This is a genomic window from Mesorhizobium sp. YR577, assembly GCF_900116595.1.
Lineage (GTDB): Bacteria > Pseudomonadota > Alphaproteobacteria > Rhizobiales > Rhizobiaceae > Mesorhizobium_M.
On record NZ_FPBI01000011.1, the window covers coordinates 51668 to 69068 of the forward strand.

Genomic DNA, 17401 nt, shown 5'->3' on the forward strand with positions numbered 1-17401 from the left:
GTTGCCAACTTCGGCACCGGCCGGGAGCAGCATGGAGATAAGATGGCCATCGCAGAAACAATGCCGTCGGGCAGCCCCGCGAAAAGCGCACGCGACATCTTTTTCGCGCTCGGCATCGTCGTCATCCTGGCCGTGCTTTTCCTGCCCATCCCGGCCTTCCTCATCGATATAGGCCTGGCCTTCTCCATCGCCCTTTCGGTGCTGATCCTGATGGTGGCGCTGTGGATTCAGCGGCCGCTCGACTTCTCGTCCTTCCCGACCATTCTTCTGATCGCGACGATGCTGCGCCTGTCGCTCAACATCGCCACCACGCGCATGATCCTGTCGGAAGGCAATATCGGCACCCATGCCGCCGGCTATGTCATCAGCGGCTTTTCGCAACTCGTCATGAGTGGCGATTTCGTCATCGGACTTATCGTCTTCCTGATCCTGGTCATCGTCAATTTCATCGTCATCACCAAGGGTGCGACCCGTATCGCCGAAGTCGGCGCCCGCTTTACCCTCGACGCCATTCCCGGCAAGCAGATGTCGATCGATGCCGACCTCTCCGCCGGCGTCATCGACGACAAGACGGCGCAGCTTCGCCGCCGCGAGCTGGAAGAGGAAAGCTCCTTCTTCGGCTCCATGGACGGTGCCTCGAAATTCGTCCGCGGCGACGCCATCGCCGGCCTGATCATCACCGCCATCAACATCGTCGGCGGCATCGCCATCGGCTATTTCCGTCATGACATGGGCATGGCCGAAGCCTCCGACGTCTTCATCAAGCTCTCGGTCGGCGACGGTCTCGTCACCCAGATCCCAGCGCTGATCGTTTCGCTGGCCGCCGGCCTTCTCGTCTCCAAGGGCGGCACGCGCGGCTCCGCCAACCAGGCAATCTTCGGCCAGCTCGGCGCCCACCCGCGCGCGCTGTTTGTCGCGGCCGTCCTGCTCATCGTGCTCGGCCTCATGCCCGGCCTTCCGATGTTCCCATTCTTCGTGCTCGCCGCCGCCATGGGCGCGATCGGCTACATCATTCCCAAGCGCGAGCAGCAACGCGTCGACGAAGCCCATGCCGTCCAGAAGCAGGCGCAGGTGACCAAGGACGAAGAGGAAAAGAACTCGATCAAGGCATCGCTCAAGACCGCCGAAATCGAGCTCCTCATCGGCAAGCAGCTTTCGACGAAACTGCTGATCTCGCATCAGGAACTGGCCTTCCGCATGGGCAAGATGCGCAAGAAGTTCGCCCAGCAATATGGCTTCGTTGTTCCCGAAGTGCGCCTCACCGACGACCTCTCCATCCCGAGCAAGAGCTACCAGATCAAGGTCCATGGCACGGTGGTCGCCGAATACCAGATGCGCGTCGGCGAAATCATGGTGCTTCTCGGCAACCGCGAACTCCCCGACATTCCGGGCGAGGAAGTGCGCGAGCCGGCTTTCGGCATGCGCGCCTATTCCGTGCCGGAAATGTTTGCCGAGGATCTCAAGCGCGAGCAGTTCACCTCCGCCGACAACATGTCGGTGCTGCTGACCCATCTCAGCGAAGTCATCCGCAACAACCTGCCGCAGCTCCTGTCCTACAAGGATATGAAGGCGCTGCTCGAACGGCAGGACCAGGAATACCGCAAGCTCGCCGACGAAATCTGCACCTCGCACATCTCCTATCCGGGCCTGCAGGCGGTGCTGAAGCTGCTGCTTGCCGAGCGCGTGTCGATCCGCAACCTGCATCTCATCATCGAAGCGATTGCCGAAATCGCACCGCATGTGCGCCGCACCGAGCAGATCGTCGAGCATGTCCGCATCCGCATGGCGCAGCAGATTTGCGGCGACTTGTCCGAGGGTGGCGTGCTCAAGGTTCTGCGTCTCGGCAACCGTTGGGATCTTGCCTTCCACCAGAGCCTCAAGCGCGACGCCAAGGGCGAGGTTCGCGAGTTCGACATCGACCCGCGCCAGCTCGAGGAATTCGGCCAGGACGCATCGAAGGCCATACGCGGCTATCTCGAGGCCGGCGAACGCTTCGTTCTCGTCACCTCGCCCGATGCCCGCCCCTATGTCCGCATGATCATCGAGCGGCTGTTCACCACCTTGCCCGTTCTTTCCCATGTCGAGATCGCCAAGGGCGTCGAAATCCGGGTGCTCGGAACCATATCGTGACGATCACTGCCGAAAGCGTGGTGCTTGCGGCATTCATCGCGTTCTGCCGCGTCGGCGGCTGCTTCATGATCATGCCCGGCCTGTCCAGCGCGCGCGTGCCGCTGCAGATTCGACTGTTCGTGGCGGTCGCGGCCACCGGCGCTATTCTTGTCAATCTCTGGGACCAGATCGTCCCCTTCATGGACCGCCGCCCGCAATTTCTGGTGCCGATGATCGCGTCGGAGCTGCTTATCGGCGCGCTGATCGGCATCATGGCCCGGCTCTACATGATGGCACTGAGCTTCATCGGCACGGCCGTGGCCATGCTGATCGGCTATGGCGGCATGTCCGGCATGGCCATCGAAGAGAACGAAGCCCAGCCCGCGCTGGCTTCGATCATCACCTTTTCGGCGCTGCTACTGCTGTTCGTCTTCGATTTCCATCACGAGATCATCAAGGCGCTGGTCACCTCCTATCGCGTCGCCCCTCTCGACGTCTTCTTCAACCCGCAGGCAGCCCTGGTCGACGTCACCGACACGCTGTCGGAAAGCTTCCTGCTGGTGCTGAGGCTGGGCAGCCCGTTCATCGCCTATGCCATCCTGGTCAACCTCACCATCGGCTTCGTCAACAAGCTGACGCCGCAGATTCCGGTCTATTTCATCTCGCTGCCCTTCGTCATCGCCGGTGGGCTCGTCATCTTCTATTTCTCCATCGGCACGCTGCTCAGCCTGTTCGCCGACGGCTTCCTCACCACCACCATCGGGAGATGATGCATTGAGCGCGCGCAAGGAAAGGCTGCGAAAGCTGGTGAAGGTGCAGGAGCAGCTGAAGGCGCTGCATGAAACCCGTCACGCCGGCTTCGTGTCGGAAGCGGTGGCCGCACAGAACGAGGCCGCGGAACTGGTCGAGCGCTTCGATTCCGAAGGCTCGATGTCGTCGATGTTCCCCGAAATCTACCATCAGCGCATCGGCAAGGCGCTGGCCCGCCAGGAAGAGAATGTACAGTTGGCCAGGAGCGAAGCCGACAAGGTCGCGACCGCCACGGCCCGCACCAATATGGTCGAGCGCGCCTACCGCGACGTGCGGCGCCAGGTCGACCGCGACACCGCCGACCGCGAGCGGCTGGACATCATCGAGCGCAACGCCACCTCCGACGACAAGTAAGGTTGCCACAAGCTTGCTCGTCCATGATCGGCATCTCAAAAGTCGGATAAGGGACAGTTTTTCTTGGCGATTTCCCCACCCAGCGACATCGTTCTGGACGTTGCCCGCGCGGTCGAGCCTTCCAATCTGGAAACGGCTCGCGCCGAATTGGCCAAGCGTGGAAGTGCTGTGGGTGGCAGTGCCGTCGCGTCGTTCTCGCTCGGTGAGACCGGCATTTCCGGCAGCTTCAAGACCGGCACAGAACAGGCCAAGACGCCCGATTCCTTCAAGCGTTTTGAGGCGATGGTGCTGCAGACCTTCATCCAGAACATGCTGCCGAAGGACGCCGAAAACGTCTACGGCAAGGGCATGGCGGGCGACATGTGGAAGTCGATGATGGCCGGCAAGATCGCCGACGTCATGGCCGAACGTGGCGGCATCGGCATCGCCGACCGCGTGCTCGGCGACCACTATGTCGACGGCAAGAACAAGGTCGCCGTCGGACCCGTCTCAGGCGGGCCTGAAAAGGCCGAGACCGACAAGCAGACGATGCTTTCCACCGCCCTCGTCCAGGAACTTCAGCGCAAAATGGCAAAAAGCCTTTCGGAAGATCAGGCAGCCATTTCGGCAAAGACAAAAATCTAATTTCTAGGGATATTCGAACATGACTGAACAGAAGCCGACCGTCCAGAATCTGCCGGCCCGCAGCACGCGGGCCGAACCGGCCGCGCGTATGGGCAATCTGTCGGCGATCATCGGGCGCATCGTGGAAGCTGTCGAGGAGGAAACCGCCGCGATCCGTGCCGGCGGCAGCTTCGACATCAAGTCCTCCAACGTCCGCAAGAGCCGCTACCTCTACGAACTCACCCGCGCCACCCGGGGCGTCGGCGAACCCGAACTTCTCGCCGAGCATCGCGACGGCATCAAGATGCTGCGTGACAAGCTGGCGACGAACGCCGCCGTGATCCAGGCGCATATGGGCGCAGTGAGCGAGATCGCAACGCTCATGCAGAACGTGATCCAGCGCGCCGATGCCGACGGTACCTATTCCGAAGGCGAATTCGGGTGGGCCGCCCGTTGATCAAATTCATTGTCGCCGCCGTCTGGATCTGCCTCGCCACGCTCGGCGCGGTTTTCTATTCGTTCCAGACGTCGAGCGCCAAGTCCGATGCGGCCGCCACGCCCGCCCTTCTCGGCGGCCTGGACTACATCAGGACGGAAGTCATCTCGGTCCCGGTGTTCAGCAAGGCCACGATCGACGGCTATTTCCTGACCCGCCTCGTCTACACCGTTGACCCGGCACAGATGAAAAAGCTGTCGGTGCCGGCGCAATCGCTGATCGTCGACGAGGTCTACACCTACCTCTACGCCAATCCGCAGATCGATTTCTCCAAGCGCGAGAACTTCAATCTCGACACTTTCCGGACAGGCGTGCGCGACAGCGTCAACAAGCGCGTCGGCGAAAAGCTCATCAGCGAAGTCATCGTCGAGCAGATCGACTTCCTGTCCCGGGAAGAAACGCGCGACAAGTCGCTGCGCCGCCGCGAGGTCACCCGGCCCGAGGCCACGCCGGCAGCCGCACATTAAGTCCAAGCGCTATTTTGCGAGCAGCAACCAATTCCCTCCATTGACGTTTACGTCAACGAGACGCTATACGGTTTCCGACACTTTACGGTGCTGCGGCAAATGCCGAGGCACATCTGAAAACGGCGCGCCTGCGCGCGATACGAGACAAGGGAGCATTGCCATGAGCGTAGAAGCTGTTGTTGAAAAAATCCGGTCCAAGGTGGAAAGCTCCGGCTTCGACCGCTCGGTCAAGTTCGATACCGGCGGCGACGGCGTGATCGTCATCGACGGTGCCAGCATCTCGACCACCGACGCGCCTGCCGACTGCACCATCAAGCTCAGCCTCGACGACCTTGAGTCGCTGGTTGCCGGCGAATTGAACCCGACGATGGCGTTCATGAGCGGCAAGATCAAGGTCGAGGGCGACATGACCGTTGCCATGGCGCTCAGCCAGGTCATCTGACCGAACGACCAAACAAACAAAAAGCCCGGCGCTGCAAAGCTGCCGGGCTTTTTCGTTTATGGCCGTTTCAGGATGTGTCGAGATCCAGGTTGCAGGCCGTCATGGCGTGAATATCAACATACCCTAGGCTGCGAGTTGCAACCGCTCGGTCTTCTTCTGCTTGCGACCGGCAGCCTTCAGCACGCCGGAAGCGCCGTCGAGCGCGCCCTCGACAAGCTCTAGCGCCAGGAAGCGATGCTGCTCATAGGGGCCGGGCATCGCAAGCGAACCGGTCTTCTCGGCCGAAAAGCCGAACCGCGCATAATAAGGCGCATCGCCGACCAGCAGAATGGCACGGTGGCCAAGCCGCCGTGCTTCCGCGATTGCCTGCCGCATCAGCGCCGAGCCGACACCGCCATTCTTGATCGACGGGTCAACGGCCAGCGGGCCCAAAAGCAATGCCGTACCCTCCCCCCTTGAGGGGGAGGTGCCGCCGAAGGCGGCGGAGGGGGTTGTCGCGGCAGTGCTCGACGCTCTTGCGGTGCCTTCTGAGGTTACCCCCTCTGGCTGCTTCGCAGCCATCTCCCCCTCAAGGGGGGAGACATCCTGTGCGAACGCCACGTCCCACAGCCGCACCGTCCCGATGACCATGCCCTCGGCGTCACGCGCGACGAATGCCAAGCCTTCGGAGGGCCGCCGGCCCCGCCGCAGCTTCTCCGACGACTTCTTCTTGCGCCTCACGCCCATGGCGCGGTCGAGCAGCGCTTCGCGCGCCGCCACGTCGGCTACGGTTTCGGCGATGATTACAAATGCCGGCGCTTTGCCGGTGATTTCAGAGACTTCCATATCCGCGATCCTTCACAAGCGGAGATTGTTCCACGAGCAAACCCGTCGCCGGCTAAAAATCCGCCGGCGAACGGGGTGACCTGAGGGGCTGTTAAGCCCGTCAGATCACGTAGGATCGGAGAGGCTCGAAGCCGTTGAAGGCGACCGCCGAGTAGGTCGTCGTATAGGCACCGGTACCTTCGATCAGCACTTCGTCGCCGATGGTCAGCGACAGCGGCAGCGGATACGGCGCCTTCTCATACATCACATCGGCCGAATCGCAGGTCGGGCCGGCGAGCACGCAAGGTGCAACAGCATCGCCATCGCGCGGCGTGACGATCGGGTAGCGGATCGCCTCATCCATCGTCTCGGCGAGACCGCCGAACTTTCCGATGTCGAGGAACACCCAGCGCACATTGTCGTTGTCGGCCTTCTTCGAGATCAGCACGACTTCCGACTTGATGACGCCGGCATTGCCCACCATGCCGCGGCCCGGCTCGATGATCGTCTCCGGAATGCGGTTGCCGAAATGCTTGCGCAGGGCCGAGAAGATCGCCTCGCCATAGGCACGCGCGGTCGGCACGTCCTTGAGATAACGGGTCGGGAAACCGCCGCCCATATTGACCATCTTCAGCGTGATGCCTTCCTGAGCCAGCGTCTCGAACACGGCCTTGGCGTCGCCAAGCGCGCGGTCCCAGGCGGCAAGGTCGATCTGCTGCGAGCCGACATGGAACGACACGCCATAGGCGTCGAGGCCGAGCGCCTTGGCATGGCGCAGCACGTCGACGGCCATCGCCGGCACGCAGCCGAACTTGCGCGACAACGGCCACTCAGCACCTTCGCCATCGGTCAGCACGCGGCAGAACACGCGGGCAGCGGGTGCGACGCGGGCAATCTTCTCGACCTCTTCGACGCAATCGACGGCGAACAGGCGAATGCCGAGCTGATAGGCGCGCGCAACATCGCGCTCCTTCTTGATGGTGTTGCCGAAGGAGATGCGCTCGGCCGGTGCGCCGGCATCCATCGCCATTTCGATCTCGGCGACCGAAGCGGTGTCGAAGGACGAACCCAGCGAGGCAAGCATGCGCAGGATTTCAGGCGCGGGGTTTGCCTTCACCGCGTAGTAGATCTTGGAATCCGGCAGCGCCTTTTCGAAGGCATGGAAATTTTCGCGCACGACATCGAGGTCCAGCACGAGGCAAGGGCCTTCTGGACGTCGGGTGGCGAGGAAGTCGAGGATGCGCTGCGTGGCCATGGGTCTCTCCAATGCGAATGCGCGGCTTTCAGGCGCGCGAAATCAAGCTGCGGCGCGGCCGACATCGGCCACGGAATCCGCGGTGGACAAAGGCGCGATCACATTTTCATGGAACCAGCCGGTGGAGACCCCGGAACCATGAGCGTGCGTCACGCGGCGGTGAACCTAGCCTTGCCCGGCTTCGGTTCGCTTTGTCTGCCTTGGCTTGGATTGGGAGACCCGTTCCGCACTGCCGGCAATGAGGGTGTGCCTCTTCAGTAACCCCGGTTTTTGGACAACCGGCAGAACACCAGAAAGGCCCGCACCGTCGTTGCTTCAAGGTGTCCTCGATTTGGCGGTTGGCCGCTAAACCGACTGGAGGGGTTAGCTCCAGTTACCTTACCGATTTCCCTCACCATTCGAGGATCGGCGGACACCCACAGGCACGTGCGACTTTGGGCAAGCGCGATATAGGAGTCGCGTCTGTCACAATCAACAAAAATCGTATCGCAGCTTGTAAATTTTCAGATGTCGAACAAAGCTGGCCAAATCGTTGTGAATCATTGAACAATGCAGGCCATGCGCGATCCTCTCAACGCCTTCCTAGACGCCCCGCAAGTGCCTGTTTCCAATAGGGAAACCGGACCTTTGGCTGGCCTCGGCCTTGCCGTGAAGGATATCTTCGACGTTGCGGGCTATCGCACCGGCTGCGGCAACCCGCAGAAATTCACTGAGGCCGCACCAGCCACGAAAACGGCGCCGGCCGTGCAATTGATTCTCGATGCCGGTGCGCATTTCCTCGGCAAGACGCAGACCGACGAATTCGCCTTTTCGCTGATGGGCCAGAATTCGCATTTCCCCGAACCGGTAAACGCCGCCGCCCCTAACCGCGTCACCGGCGGCTCGTCCTCCGGTTCGGTCGCGGCCGTCGCAGGCGGGCTCGCCGACATCGCCACCGGCACGGACACCGGCGGCTCGATCCGCGCACCGGCGAGCTTCTGCGGACTGGTCGGCCTGCGCACCACGCATGGCCGCATCTCACTCGAAGGCACCATGCCGCTCGCCCCTTCGCTCGACACCTTCGGCTGGTTCGCCAGGGATATCGAGACGTATCAAAAGGTGGCGGAGGTGGTGCTGCACGCCCCACCCTCCCCCTTGCGGGGAGGGTCGGACGGCGAAGCCGTCCGGGGTGGGGGTGGCGAAACCGCCGCTGCGTCTACGGAAGAGAGCAAGCTCGTGAGCCTAACCGCCCTCGACGACCTCGTCCTCGGCAACACCGAAGCAGACGAATACCGTCGAATGCTCTCCATCGTCACCGCCGTTCTCGGCGAAGCTAAACCAGCAAAACCCCTCAACCAAACCCCGGACGACCTCTACTGGTCTTTCCGCAAAATCCAGGCGCGCGAGGCCTGGGCCAATCACGGCGCGTGGATTTCGGCGCATCCCGGCAGTCTCGGCAAAGGCGTAGAAGACCGCTTCCGCTTCGCCACAACGATTGACGATCAGGCCTTAGCTGAAGCACACGCCAGCCGCACCGCCTTCCGCGACGAACTGCGCGACCTGCTCGGCGACACCGGCATACTCGTCCTGCCGACCGTTCCGGGCGCTGCCCCACTGAAGGCCGATACGCCGGAAAACCTCCTCGCCTATCGCGAGCGCGCCTTGCGGCTGCTGTGCCTCTCCGGCCTCTCCGGCTTTCCGCAGATCACCCTGCCGCTCGGCACCGTAAATGGCGCGCCCTTCGGGCTGTCGCTGCTCGGACCGTCCAAGAGCGACCTGCAATTGATTTCGCTGGGCAAGCGAATACTCCAATCGAAAAACAAAGGCTGAGCCATGGACACCCTCACTCGCATGCGCGCCTTCATCGACGTGGTCGAGGCTGAGGGCTTTTCGGCCGCTGCCCGCAAGATCGGCCGCTCCAAGGCGTTGCTCTCCAAATATGTCCGCGAGCTGGAAGACGAGCTCGGCGCGCTGCTGCTCAACCGCACGACGCGGCAGTTCTCGCTGACCGAGGCCGGCCACACCTATTATCGCCGCGCCTCCGAAATCGTCCGCGAGGTCGACAGCCTGGCGGATGCCGTGCGCGAATCCTCCGGCGACGTGCGTGGGCGTATAAAGCTCTCGGCGCCGCGCACTTTCGCCGATGCGCCGATCGGCCAGTCGCTCATCGACTTCGCCAAGGCGCACCCTGAAATCGTGCTGGAAATCCATCTCGACGACCGCTTCGTCGATCTGGTCGAGGAAGGCTTCGACCTCGCCATTCGCATCTCGCGGCTGGAAAATTCGTCGCTCATCGCGCGGCGTCTGTCGCCGTTTTCGGTGCGGCTTTGCGGCTCGCCCGAACTCATCGAGAAGCACGGCAAGCCGACCCGCCCGCAAGACCTCGCCCGCCTGCCCTGCATCATCGACACCAATGGCCGCTGGCTGTCGAACTGGCCGTTCCTCGGTGACAATGGCGAGACCGTCACCGTGTCGGTGACCGGCCCGATGGAGGTCAACAGCCCGCTTGCCGCCCGCGCCGCCGCCCTGTCCGGTCTCGGCTTTTCGATCCTGCCCGATTTCATCGCCGCGCCTGATATCGAGGCCGGCAGGCTGGTGCCGATCCTCGACGATCGCATCCTCACCGGCGGCGGCATTTTCGCGGTCTACCCGCATCGCCGCTACCTGCCGGCGAAGGTCCGCGTCTTCGTGGATTTCCTCGTGCAGTGGTTCAAGCCGCGCGATCACGCTTGATTGCCTGTCGCAAAACGGTCCCAATTTCGCCGGGTTTCTGGTAACTCTCCCTATCCTTACTCCCAGACTGGAATGCGACTGCAAATGAAGCTGAAAATGCGAACGGCGATTCTGGCTTCGGCTGCCGCAGCCCTCCTGGTCTCGACCGTCCCGGCGAGCGTCCATCCCCATGTCTTTGCCGAAGCGCGGCTCGATGTCGTGCTCAACCCCGACCACACGGTAAAGTCGCTGCGGCATCTGTGGCGCTTTGACGACCTGTTCTCATCCACCGTGCTGATGGAGTTCGACAAGAACTCCGATTTGAAGCTGGACGATACCGAGCTTAAGGAAGTCGCCAACACCATCTACACTTCGCTTGCCGAGTATGGCTACTTCCAGATCGTCACCTCCAACGGCAAGGACGTGAAGATGAAGCCGCCGGCCCATCTCATGGCCAATTACGAGAACGACCAGCTCATCGTGCTGTTCGAATCCGAGCCGGAGCAGCCGCTGAAGCTGTCGGGCAAGATCGATTTCGGCGTCTATGACCCGACCTTCTACACCGCGATCGACTTCACCGAAGACGCCAACATGTCGGTTGCGGACCTGCCGCCCATGTGCACGAAGCAGGTCATCCGCCCCGATCCCGATACGGCCATCGCCCAGAACCAGTCGACGCTCACCGACGCCTTCTTCAACGATCCTACCGGCACCGACATGAGCAAGATTTTCGCGACCCGCCTTGAACTGAACTGCACAGCCAAAGGATAGACCCCGTGAAGAAGACGACCATCCGCTTGGTGTTTGCTACCTTGGCGATAGCCTATGTGCTCACGCATTTCGCCGGCCTCGCCCACGCGCAAAGCTCGCTCGGCATCGGCACCAACGAAGCCATGGTGCCCTCGACCGGGCTGTTCGCTGGCTGGATGAACTGGATCAACGCGCAGCAGCAGGCCTTCTACCGCTCGCTGACCGGCGCGATGAAGGCGATGCGCGACAATGGCGGCCAGATGTGGGTTCTGGTCGGGCTGTCTTTCGCATACGGCATTTTCCACGCCGCCGGTCCCGGCCACGGCAAGGCGGTCATTTCCTCCTATATGCTCGCCAACGAAGTGGCCTTGCGGCGCGGCATCATGCTGTCCTTCATCTCCGCGTTCCTTCAGGCGCTCACCGCGATCGTCATGATGGCGCTGCTGTTCCTCGTGCTGCGCGGCACCTCGATCTCGATGACCAAGGCGACCTGGTTCCTCGAAGTCTCGAGCTATGTGCTCATCACGCTGTTCGGCGCATGGCTGCTCTGGCGCAAGGCCGGCCCGCTGGTGCGCGGCTGGCTCGGCGCCAACCCGGCCTACAGCCTGTCGGCCGCACATGCCCACGCGCACGCTCATTCCCATGCCGGCCACGATCACGACCATCATGACCACGCCTGCGACCACCCCTCGCATGCGCACGACCACCACGATCATGCGCATGCTCATAGCCACGCCCATGCCCACAGCCATGCAACCTTGCATGGCCACTCCCATGCCCACAGTCATGCAGCCGGTCAGGTTTGCGAGAGCTGCGGTCATTCCCATGCCCCGGACCCGGCGATGATCTCGGGCGATCATTTCGACTGGAAGACGGCATGGTCGGCGGTTACAGCGGTTGGCCTGCGTCCCTGCTCGGGCGCGCTGATCGTCCTGACCTTCGCCTTCCTCAACGGCATCTGGGCCGGCGGTATCCTGTCGGTCTTCGCCATGGCCCTCGGCACCGCAATCACCGTTTCGGCGCTGGCAACCCTGGCGGTCACCGCCAAGAACTGGGCCGTAGCGGCAGCAGGCGACGGCCGCCTCGGCAACCGCATCCACACCACCATCGAGATCGGCGGCGCCGGACTGGTGTTCGTCCTCGGCCTGCTGTTGTTGACCGCAAGCCTGACGGTGTAGCCGCTTTCTTCGTTTCGGCTCGCCTTGATCTCGCCTGCTTACCGCAGAGCGAACGCTATGCTTTTCGAAGCGCCTGAGCGGCTTCTATAGCCCCGCCCCTAGGGGTTGGGCTCTCCACTGCACTGCTTGACCGCTTGCAGGAAAGTGAACGCACAGTCGCAGTGGTGGATCGACAACGCTGACGGTCAGCGAAGACCGAACATGCAATTCGTCATTCTCGGGCGGAGCACGAGCGAAGCGAAGGGCGGAGATCCGGGGATCCATGCCGGAACGGAGACGAGCTTCAACGGTACTGAACGCGCGCCAATATCAGGAGCAGGCCGCACCCAGCGATGTTTCGGCCAATGGATCCCGGATAACCTCCGCTTCGCTGCGGTTTCCGGGATGACGAACTTCACGGTTGTGACCGTTAATCGCAAATGTTCCACCGAGCACAAACCCTACCAAAAACACCGCGCGTCATTGTAATGTCGCCTTCGACTGCCTACCTCACCGACACTTGAAACCCGCCCGAAGAGACGGGCGCAAATTTCGGAGGAACTGATGTTCGATCCCAAGAAACTGCTCGATGACCTGCTCGGTTCGAAAGTTCCCGGCACGGGTTCGACCGTCAGGGACAAGGCCGCTCAGGCGACACAGCTTGCCAAGGATAATCCGCTGGCAGCGGGTGCGCTGGCAGCGGTGCTGCTCGGCACCGGCACAGGCCGTGCGGTTACCGGTTCGGCGCTGAAGCTCGGCGGGCTCGCCGCCGTCGCGGGGCTCGCCTACAAGGCCTACCAGAACTACCAGAACGGCAAGCAGCCGGAACAGGCGGGCACTGCCCAGCAAGAGCTGCTGCCGCCGCCCGCCGATACCAGTTTTCACCCGTCGCAGGCGCCGCAGGGCGAGGCGGAATTCGCGCTGACGCTGGTGCGCGTGATGATCGCCGCCGCCAAGGCCGATGGCCATGTCGATGACGAAGAGCGCAAGAAGATCGCCGACAGGCTGGCGCTTTCGGGCGTCGGCAGCGAGGCCGAAAGTTTTCTCCTTGCCGAAATCGACAAGCCGCTGGACCTCGACCAGCTTGCAGCTTCTGCCCATACGGATGCGCAGAAGATCGAGCTTTACACTGCCGCGCGCCTCGCCATCGACCCGGACACCCGCGCCGAGCGTGGCTTCCTCGACATGCTCGCCGGCCGGCTGAAACTGCCGGACGCGCTGGTCGACCATATCGGGGCGACGGTTTCGGCGGCCAAGACGGAAGCGACCGTCGGAGCGTAGCTGCCCAAGCACAGCAATACAATTTATGGTAGAATCGTCGATCTGATCTAACTGTTTGTTTTAGCGCTACTCTGGACGAAAATCTATTGCGATTTCTTCCCGAAATTGTTATAAACAACTATAGATTGTGCGGTAAGGTTTCGTTAACCGTTCGGGCGCATCATTTTGACAGTCGGATCGGCTTTTCCTCCTCCCAAGCGCGATTCACATCTGAGGGCGGTCGCCAATGACCGCCCTTTTTGTTGGGCGATCGTATCTCCGACAGGCCCGTTGGCGGGCAGTCCAGTCACAGGAAAGTGAACGTGACGAGGTCTGGAAGTTCTGATCATTAGAAGCCTCCTTCAACGGAGGCTCCCATGCCCGCTTACGCTATCCTCGCCCTTGCGATCATCTGCGAGGTCGTCGCCACGAGTGCGATGAAAGCCGCAGAAGGATTTACCAGACCTGGCCCCTCCGTGCTGGTGATCCTCGGTTATGCCGCGGCATTCTTCTTCCTGTCCCAAGTCCTTGACCGGATACCTCTCGGCATCGCTTACGCGATCTGGGCCGGCGGCGGGATCGCGCTGGTCGGGCTGGTCGCATGGGTCGTCTACGGGCAGCGGCCCGACCTTGCCGGCTTTGCGGGAATGGGCCTGATCGTTGCCGGTGTTCTGGTCCTGAACCTGTTCTCCAAAACCAGCGCTCATTAGGGTATGTTGATATTCACGCCATGACGGTTTGCAAATGGCACCTTTCTGCGCTTCCGATGCTCATGGACCCAAAAGTCCACTCCGCTTCGGTTCTCGAAAACAGCTATTTTCGACTCTTCCTCACCTGAATCTCAACATACCCAAGCGGTCACGAGATATTTTAATCATAAAATTTCATGCTTGAAATGTAGTTTGCGGAATGCAATCCTGAGTGACCAGCAGGAGGCGATGCGAGCGCATCGCGCCAGATTAGGGCAGGTCACATGACGCAGGCTGACAATCCCGCCCAAGGCGCCCAGATGGAATTTCGCGGGCGCATGTCCTATGGCGACTATCTCCATCTGGAAAAGGTGCTCGACGCGCAGGAGCCGCTGTCCACTGCGCATGACGAGCTTCTGTTCATCATCCAGCACCAGACTTCCGAGCTGTGGATGAAGCTTGCCATCCACGAGATACGCTCGGCGATCGTGGCGATCCGCGAGGATCGCTTGCAGCCGGCCTTCAAGATGCTGACGCGGGTGGCACGCATCTTCGAGCAGCTGAACAGCGCCTGGGACGTGCTGCGCACGATGACGCCCAGCGAATACACGCAGTTCCGCGATTCGCTCGGCCAGTCCTCGGGCTTTCAATCCTACCAGTATCGGGCGATCGAATTTCTGGCCGGCAACCGCAACAACGCGCTGCTGAAGCCGCATGCGCACCGGCCGGAAGTCCTGGAGAAGCTCGAGGATATTCTTGCCGCGCCCAGCCTCTACGACGAAGCGCTGCTGCTGCTCGCCCGGCAGGGTTTTGATGTCGGCGCAGATGCAACGCGCCCCGACTGGCGGGAAACCCGGCAGGAAAGCGCTGCCGTGCTGAACGTCTGGCGCGACATCTACCGCGCGCCCGAAGAGCACTGGATGCTCTACGAACTGGCGGAAAAGCTGGTCGATTTCGAGGACTATTTCCGCCGCTGGCGCTTCAACCACGTCACCACCGTCGAGCGCATCATCGGGTTGAAGCGCGGGACCGGGGGAACCTCGGGTGTATCCTACCTGCGCAAGATGCTGGAGGTTGAACTGTTTCCGGAACTCTGGAAAGTTCGCACCGAACTCTGACTACAACGATAAGAACCACTTACGACCAAAAACAATGGGAGATTGGGAATGAAGAAGATACTTGCCGCAAGCATTCTGGCGCTGTCGATGGCGACGTCGGGCATGGCCTATGCCGACCCGCTCAAGATCGGCATGATCACCACGCTTTCGGGCGGCGGTGCGGGGCTGGGCGTCGATGCCCGCGACGGCTTCATGCTGGCGCTCAAGCAGTCGGGCGTGAAGGACATCGAGGTCGTCACCGAGGATGACGCCCAGAAGCCGGAGCTTGCCGTGCAGATCGCCGACAAGATGATCCAGAGCGACAAGGTCGATCTGCTGACCGGCATCATCTGGTCGAACCTTGCCATGGCGGTGGTGCCGAACGCGGTGGCGCAGGGCAAGTTCTACCTTTCGGTCAATGCCGGCCCTTCGGCGCTGGCGGGCGCCAAGTGCGACAAGAATTATTTCAACGTCGCCTACCAGAACGATAATTTCCATGAGGCGATGGGCAACTATGCCAACACCGCCGGCTACAAGAAAGTGTTCATCCTGGCGCCGAACTACCCCGCCGGCACGGACTCGCTGAACGGCTTCAAGCGGTTCTACAAGGGCGAACTGGCCGGCGAGGTCTACACCAAGCTCGGCCAGACCGACTATGCAGCCGAGATCGCGCAAATCCGCGATTCCGGTGCGGACTCGGTGTTCTTCTTCCTGCCGGGCGGCATGGGCATCGCCTTCATGAAGCAGTATGCGCAGTCGGGCGTGGAAACGCCGGTGATGGGCCCGGGCTTCTCCTTCGACCAGGACGTGCTCGGCGCGATCGGCGATGCGGCAATCGGCGTGAAGAACTCGGCCTCGTGGTCGAAGGACCTCGACAACGCCGCCAACAAGAAGTTCGTCGAAGGCTTCCAGACCGAATATAACCGGCTGCCTTCGATCTATGCGGCGCAGGCTTATGACACGGCGAACCTGATCATCTCGGCGGCCGGCAAGGCAAGTGTGAAGGATGCGGACGCCTTCCGCGCGGCGCTGAAGGAAGCGAAGTTCGATTCCGTGCGCGGCAAGTTCAAGTTCAACAGCAACAACCATCCCATCCAGGACATCTATGTCCGCGAAGTGGTGAAGGAGGGCGACGTGCTGACCAACAAGATCGTCGCCACCAGCTTCACCGACCATGAGGACGCCTACGCCAAAGACTGCAAGATGTGAGGATTAGAGCTTCCTTCTCCCCGTTTACGGGAGTGGACGTGTGCTGATGGGGCTAGAGCGGGGGTGTACCCCCACCCCTAACCCCTCCCCACAAGGGGGAGGGGGACGATTTCATCGCCTTGGCCAGCAACGTTGACGGCGCTGAGCGACCTTGCAGTAAAGTTCCCCTCCCCCTTGTGGGGAGGGGTTAGGGGTGGGGGTGCTTCATGTGCCTGCCGCTTACGAGGAGAGGGGCGCAAGGTTGCGCCTCCAATCCAACACCCAAACTGATGGAACCTGATCCTTGTCCACAGCGCTCCTGATCGAGCAAATACTGAACGGGCTGCAGTTCGGCGTCATGCTTTTCCTTATGGCGGCGGGGCTGACGCTGATCTTTGGCGTGATGGGCCTGATCAATCTGGCCCATGGCTCGCTCTATATGATCGGAGCCTTTGCCTGCGCGGCGGTGGCGGCTGCGACCGGCTCGTTCTGGCTCGGACTGGTTGCCAGCCTGGCTGCGGCGGCGGCCGCCGGGGCGCTGGTCGAGCTTGTCGTCATCAGACGGCTTTACGACCGCGACCATCTCGACCAGGTGCTTGCCACCTTCGCGCTGATCCTGATCTTTTCGGAAGGCACGCGCTGGCTTTTCGGCTCGTTCCCGCTTTATCTCGACATTCCCTCCACCCTTTCGGGCGCGGTGCAACTGCCGGGCGGCGGGCGTTATCCGCTCTACCGGCTGGCCATCATCGGCGTCGGCATTGCGGTTGCGGTCGGGCTTTACCTGCTGATTTCCAAGACGCGGCTCGGCATGCGCATCCGCGCCGGCGAATCCGACCGTGAGATGATTGCAGCACTCGGCGTCGATATCCGCACACTCTACACTGTCGTCTTCGCGCTGGGTGCTGCCCTTGCAGGCCTTGCCGGCGCGCTGGTCGGCGCGTTGCAGTCGGTGCAGGTCGGCATGGGCGAGCCGGTACTGATTCTGGCCTTCGTCGTCATCGTCATTGGCGGCATAGGCTCGATCAAAGGCGCTCTCGTGGGCGCGATCCTCGTCGGGCTGGTCGACACGCTCGGGCGGTTTCTGCTGCCGAAACTGTTCGCGGCTTTCATGGGACCTGCACAAGGCGCGACGGCGGGGGCTGCGATCGCCTCGATGCTGATCTATATCGTCATGGCGCTCATCCTGGCGTTCCGGCCCAAGGGCCTGTTCGCGGCCAATGCGTGACGGG

General features: G+C 61.9%; 18 protein-coding genes. 16 read left to right on the plus strand and 2 right to left on the minus strand.

All coding sequences use genetic code 11. The features are described 5' to 3' along the window. The first annotated feature begins 42 nt into the window (after positions 1-42). The 7 genes from flhA (at position 43) to BM413_RS17240 (ending at position 5281) form a co-directional block, all read left to right on the plus strand. Complete coding sequence (flhA, locus tag BM413_RS17210; RefSeq protein WP_091915211.1) at positions 43-2130, plus strand: flagellar biosynthesis protein FlhA; 2088 nt, start codon at positions 43-45, stop codon at positions 2128-2130. Further along, positions 2127-2879 (plus strand): flagellar biosynthetic protein FliR, encoded by a 753-nt coding sequence (gene fliR, locus BM413_RS17215; RefSeq protein ID WP_091915213.1) that lies wholly within the window; start codon positions 2127-2129, stop codon positions 2877-2879. Before flhA ends, fliR begins: the two co-directional genes overlap by 4 nt. 4 nt (positions 2880-2883) lie before the next feature. After that, positions 2884-3273: a hypothetical protein gene (locus tag BM413_RS17220; protein WP_091915215.1), complete on the plus strand. Its 390-nt coding sequence runs from the start codon at positions 2884-2886 to the stop codon at positions 3271-3273. Between the two features lie 63 nt (positions 3274-3336). Beyond that, the gene (locus BM413_RS17225) at positions 3337-3897 is read left to right on the plus strand and encodes a rod-binding protein (protein ID WP_091915217.1); all 561 of its coding nucleotides are present in this window, start codon (positions 3337-3339) and stop codon (positions 3895-3897) included. A gap of 19 nt (positions 3898-3916) precedes the next feature. After that, positions 3917-4333, plus strand: coding sequence for a hypothetical protein (locus BM413_RS17230; protein ID WP_091915219.1), 417 nt, complete (start codon positions 3917-3919; stop codon positions 4331-4333). Then, positions 4330-4839 (plus strand): hypothetical protein, encoded by a 510-nt coding sequence (locus BM413_RS17235; protein WP_162931568.1) that lies wholly within the window; start codon positions 4330-4332, stop codon positions 4837-4839. Before BM413_RS17230 ends, BM413_RS17235 begins: the two co-directional genes overlap by 4 nt. Before the next feature lie 160 nt (positions 4840-4999). Beyond that, the gene (locus BM413_RS17240; RefSeq protein WP_091915223.1) at positions 5000-5281 is read left to right on the plus strand and encodes an SCP2 sterol-binding domain-containing protein; all 282 of its coding nucleotides are present in this window, start codon (positions 5000-5002) and stop codon (positions 5279-5281) included. A gap of 123 nt (positions 5282-5404) precedes the next feature. Here the strand turns inward: BM413_RS17240 and BM413_RS17245 are convergent, their stop codons facing one another. Together BM413_RS17245 and odc2 are read right to left on the minus strand one after the other, a co-directional pair. After that, on the minus strand, positions 5405-6106 hold the full coding sequence (locus BM413_RS17245; protein ID WP_091915225.1) for a GNAT family N-acetyltransferase: 702 nt from the start codon (positions 6104-6106) through the stop codon (positions 5405-5407). A gap of 100 nt (positions 6107-6206) precedes the next feature. Then, positions 6207-7340: an ornithine/lysine decarboxylase gene (odc2, locus tag BM413_RS17250; protein ID WP_091915227.1), complete on the minus strand. Its 1134-nt coding sequence runs from the start codon at positions 7338-7340 to the stop codon at positions 6207-6209. Between the two features lie 549 nt (positions 7341-7889). Between odc2 and BM413_RS17255 the strand changes: the two genes are divergently transcribed. The 9 genes from BM413_RS17255 to BM413_RS17295 all read left to right on the plus strand — a co-directional run bounded on the left by BM413_RS17255 (position 7890) and on the right by BM413_RS17295 (position 17397). Beyond that, a complete protein-coding gene (locus BM413_RS17255) occupies positions 7890-9149 on the plus strand; it encodes an amidase family protein (protein WP_091915229.1) in 1260 nt (419 codons plus the stop codon). Positions 9150-9152: 3 nt separating this feature from the next. Then, positions 9153-10052, plus strand: a complete 900-nt coding sequence (locus BM413_RS17260; RefSeq protein ID WP_091915231.1) for a LysR family transcriptional regulator — start codon at positions 9153-9155, stop codon at positions 10050-10052. Positions 10053-10136: 84 nt separating this feature from the next. Next, positions 10137-10802: a DUF1007 family protein gene (locus BM413_RS17265; RefSeq protein WP_091915233.1), complete on the plus strand. Its 666-nt coding sequence runs from the start codon at positions 10137-10139 to the stop codon at positions 10800-10802. Further along, positions 10799-11959, plus strand: coding sequence for a nickel/cobalt transporter (locus BM413_RS17270; protein ID WP_091915235.1), 1161 nt, complete (start codon positions 10799-10801; stop codon positions 11957-11959). The genes BM413_RS17265 and BM413_RS17270 overlap by 4 nt, the downstream gene beginning before the upstream one ends. A gap of 543 nt (positions 11960-12502) precedes the next feature. Then, positions 12503-13219 carry a tellurite resistance TerB family protein gene (locus BM413_RS17275; protein ID WP_091915237.1) on the plus strand — a complete coding sequence of 239 codons (717 nt, stop codon included), beginning with the start codon at positions 12503-12505 and terminating at the stop codon, positions 13217-13219. Positions 13220-13575: 356 nt separating this feature from the next. Further along, positions 13576-13908 carry a DMT family transporter gene (locus BM413_RS17280; protein ID WP_091915239.1) on the plus strand — a complete coding sequence of 111 codons (333 nt, stop codon included), beginning with the start codon at positions 13576-13578 and terminating at the stop codon, positions 13906-13908. A 263-nt stretch (positions 13909-14171) separates the two neighbouring features. Continuing rightward, positions 14172-15005, plus strand: a complete 834-nt coding sequence (gene kynA, locus BM413_RS17285; RefSeq protein ID WP_091915241.1) for a tryptophan 2,3-dioxygenase — start codon at positions 14172-14174, stop codon at positions 15003-15005. A gap of 48 nt (positions 15006-15053) precedes the next feature. After that, positions 15054-16193 carry an ABC transporter substrate-binding protein gene (locus BM413_RS17290; RefSeq protein ID WP_091915243.1) on the plus strand — a complete coding sequence of 380 codons (1140 nt, stop codon included), beginning with the start codon at positions 15054-15056 and terminating at the stop codon, positions 16191-16193. A 283-nt stretch (positions 16194-16476) separates the two neighbouring features. Beyond that, on the plus strand, positions 16477-17397 hold the full coding sequence (locus tag BM413_RS17295) for a branched-chain amino acid ABC transporter permease (protein WP_091915245.1): 921 nt from the start codon (positions 16477-16479) through the stop codon (positions 17395-17397). The last annotated feature ends 4 nt before the right edge of the window (positions 17398-17401 follow it).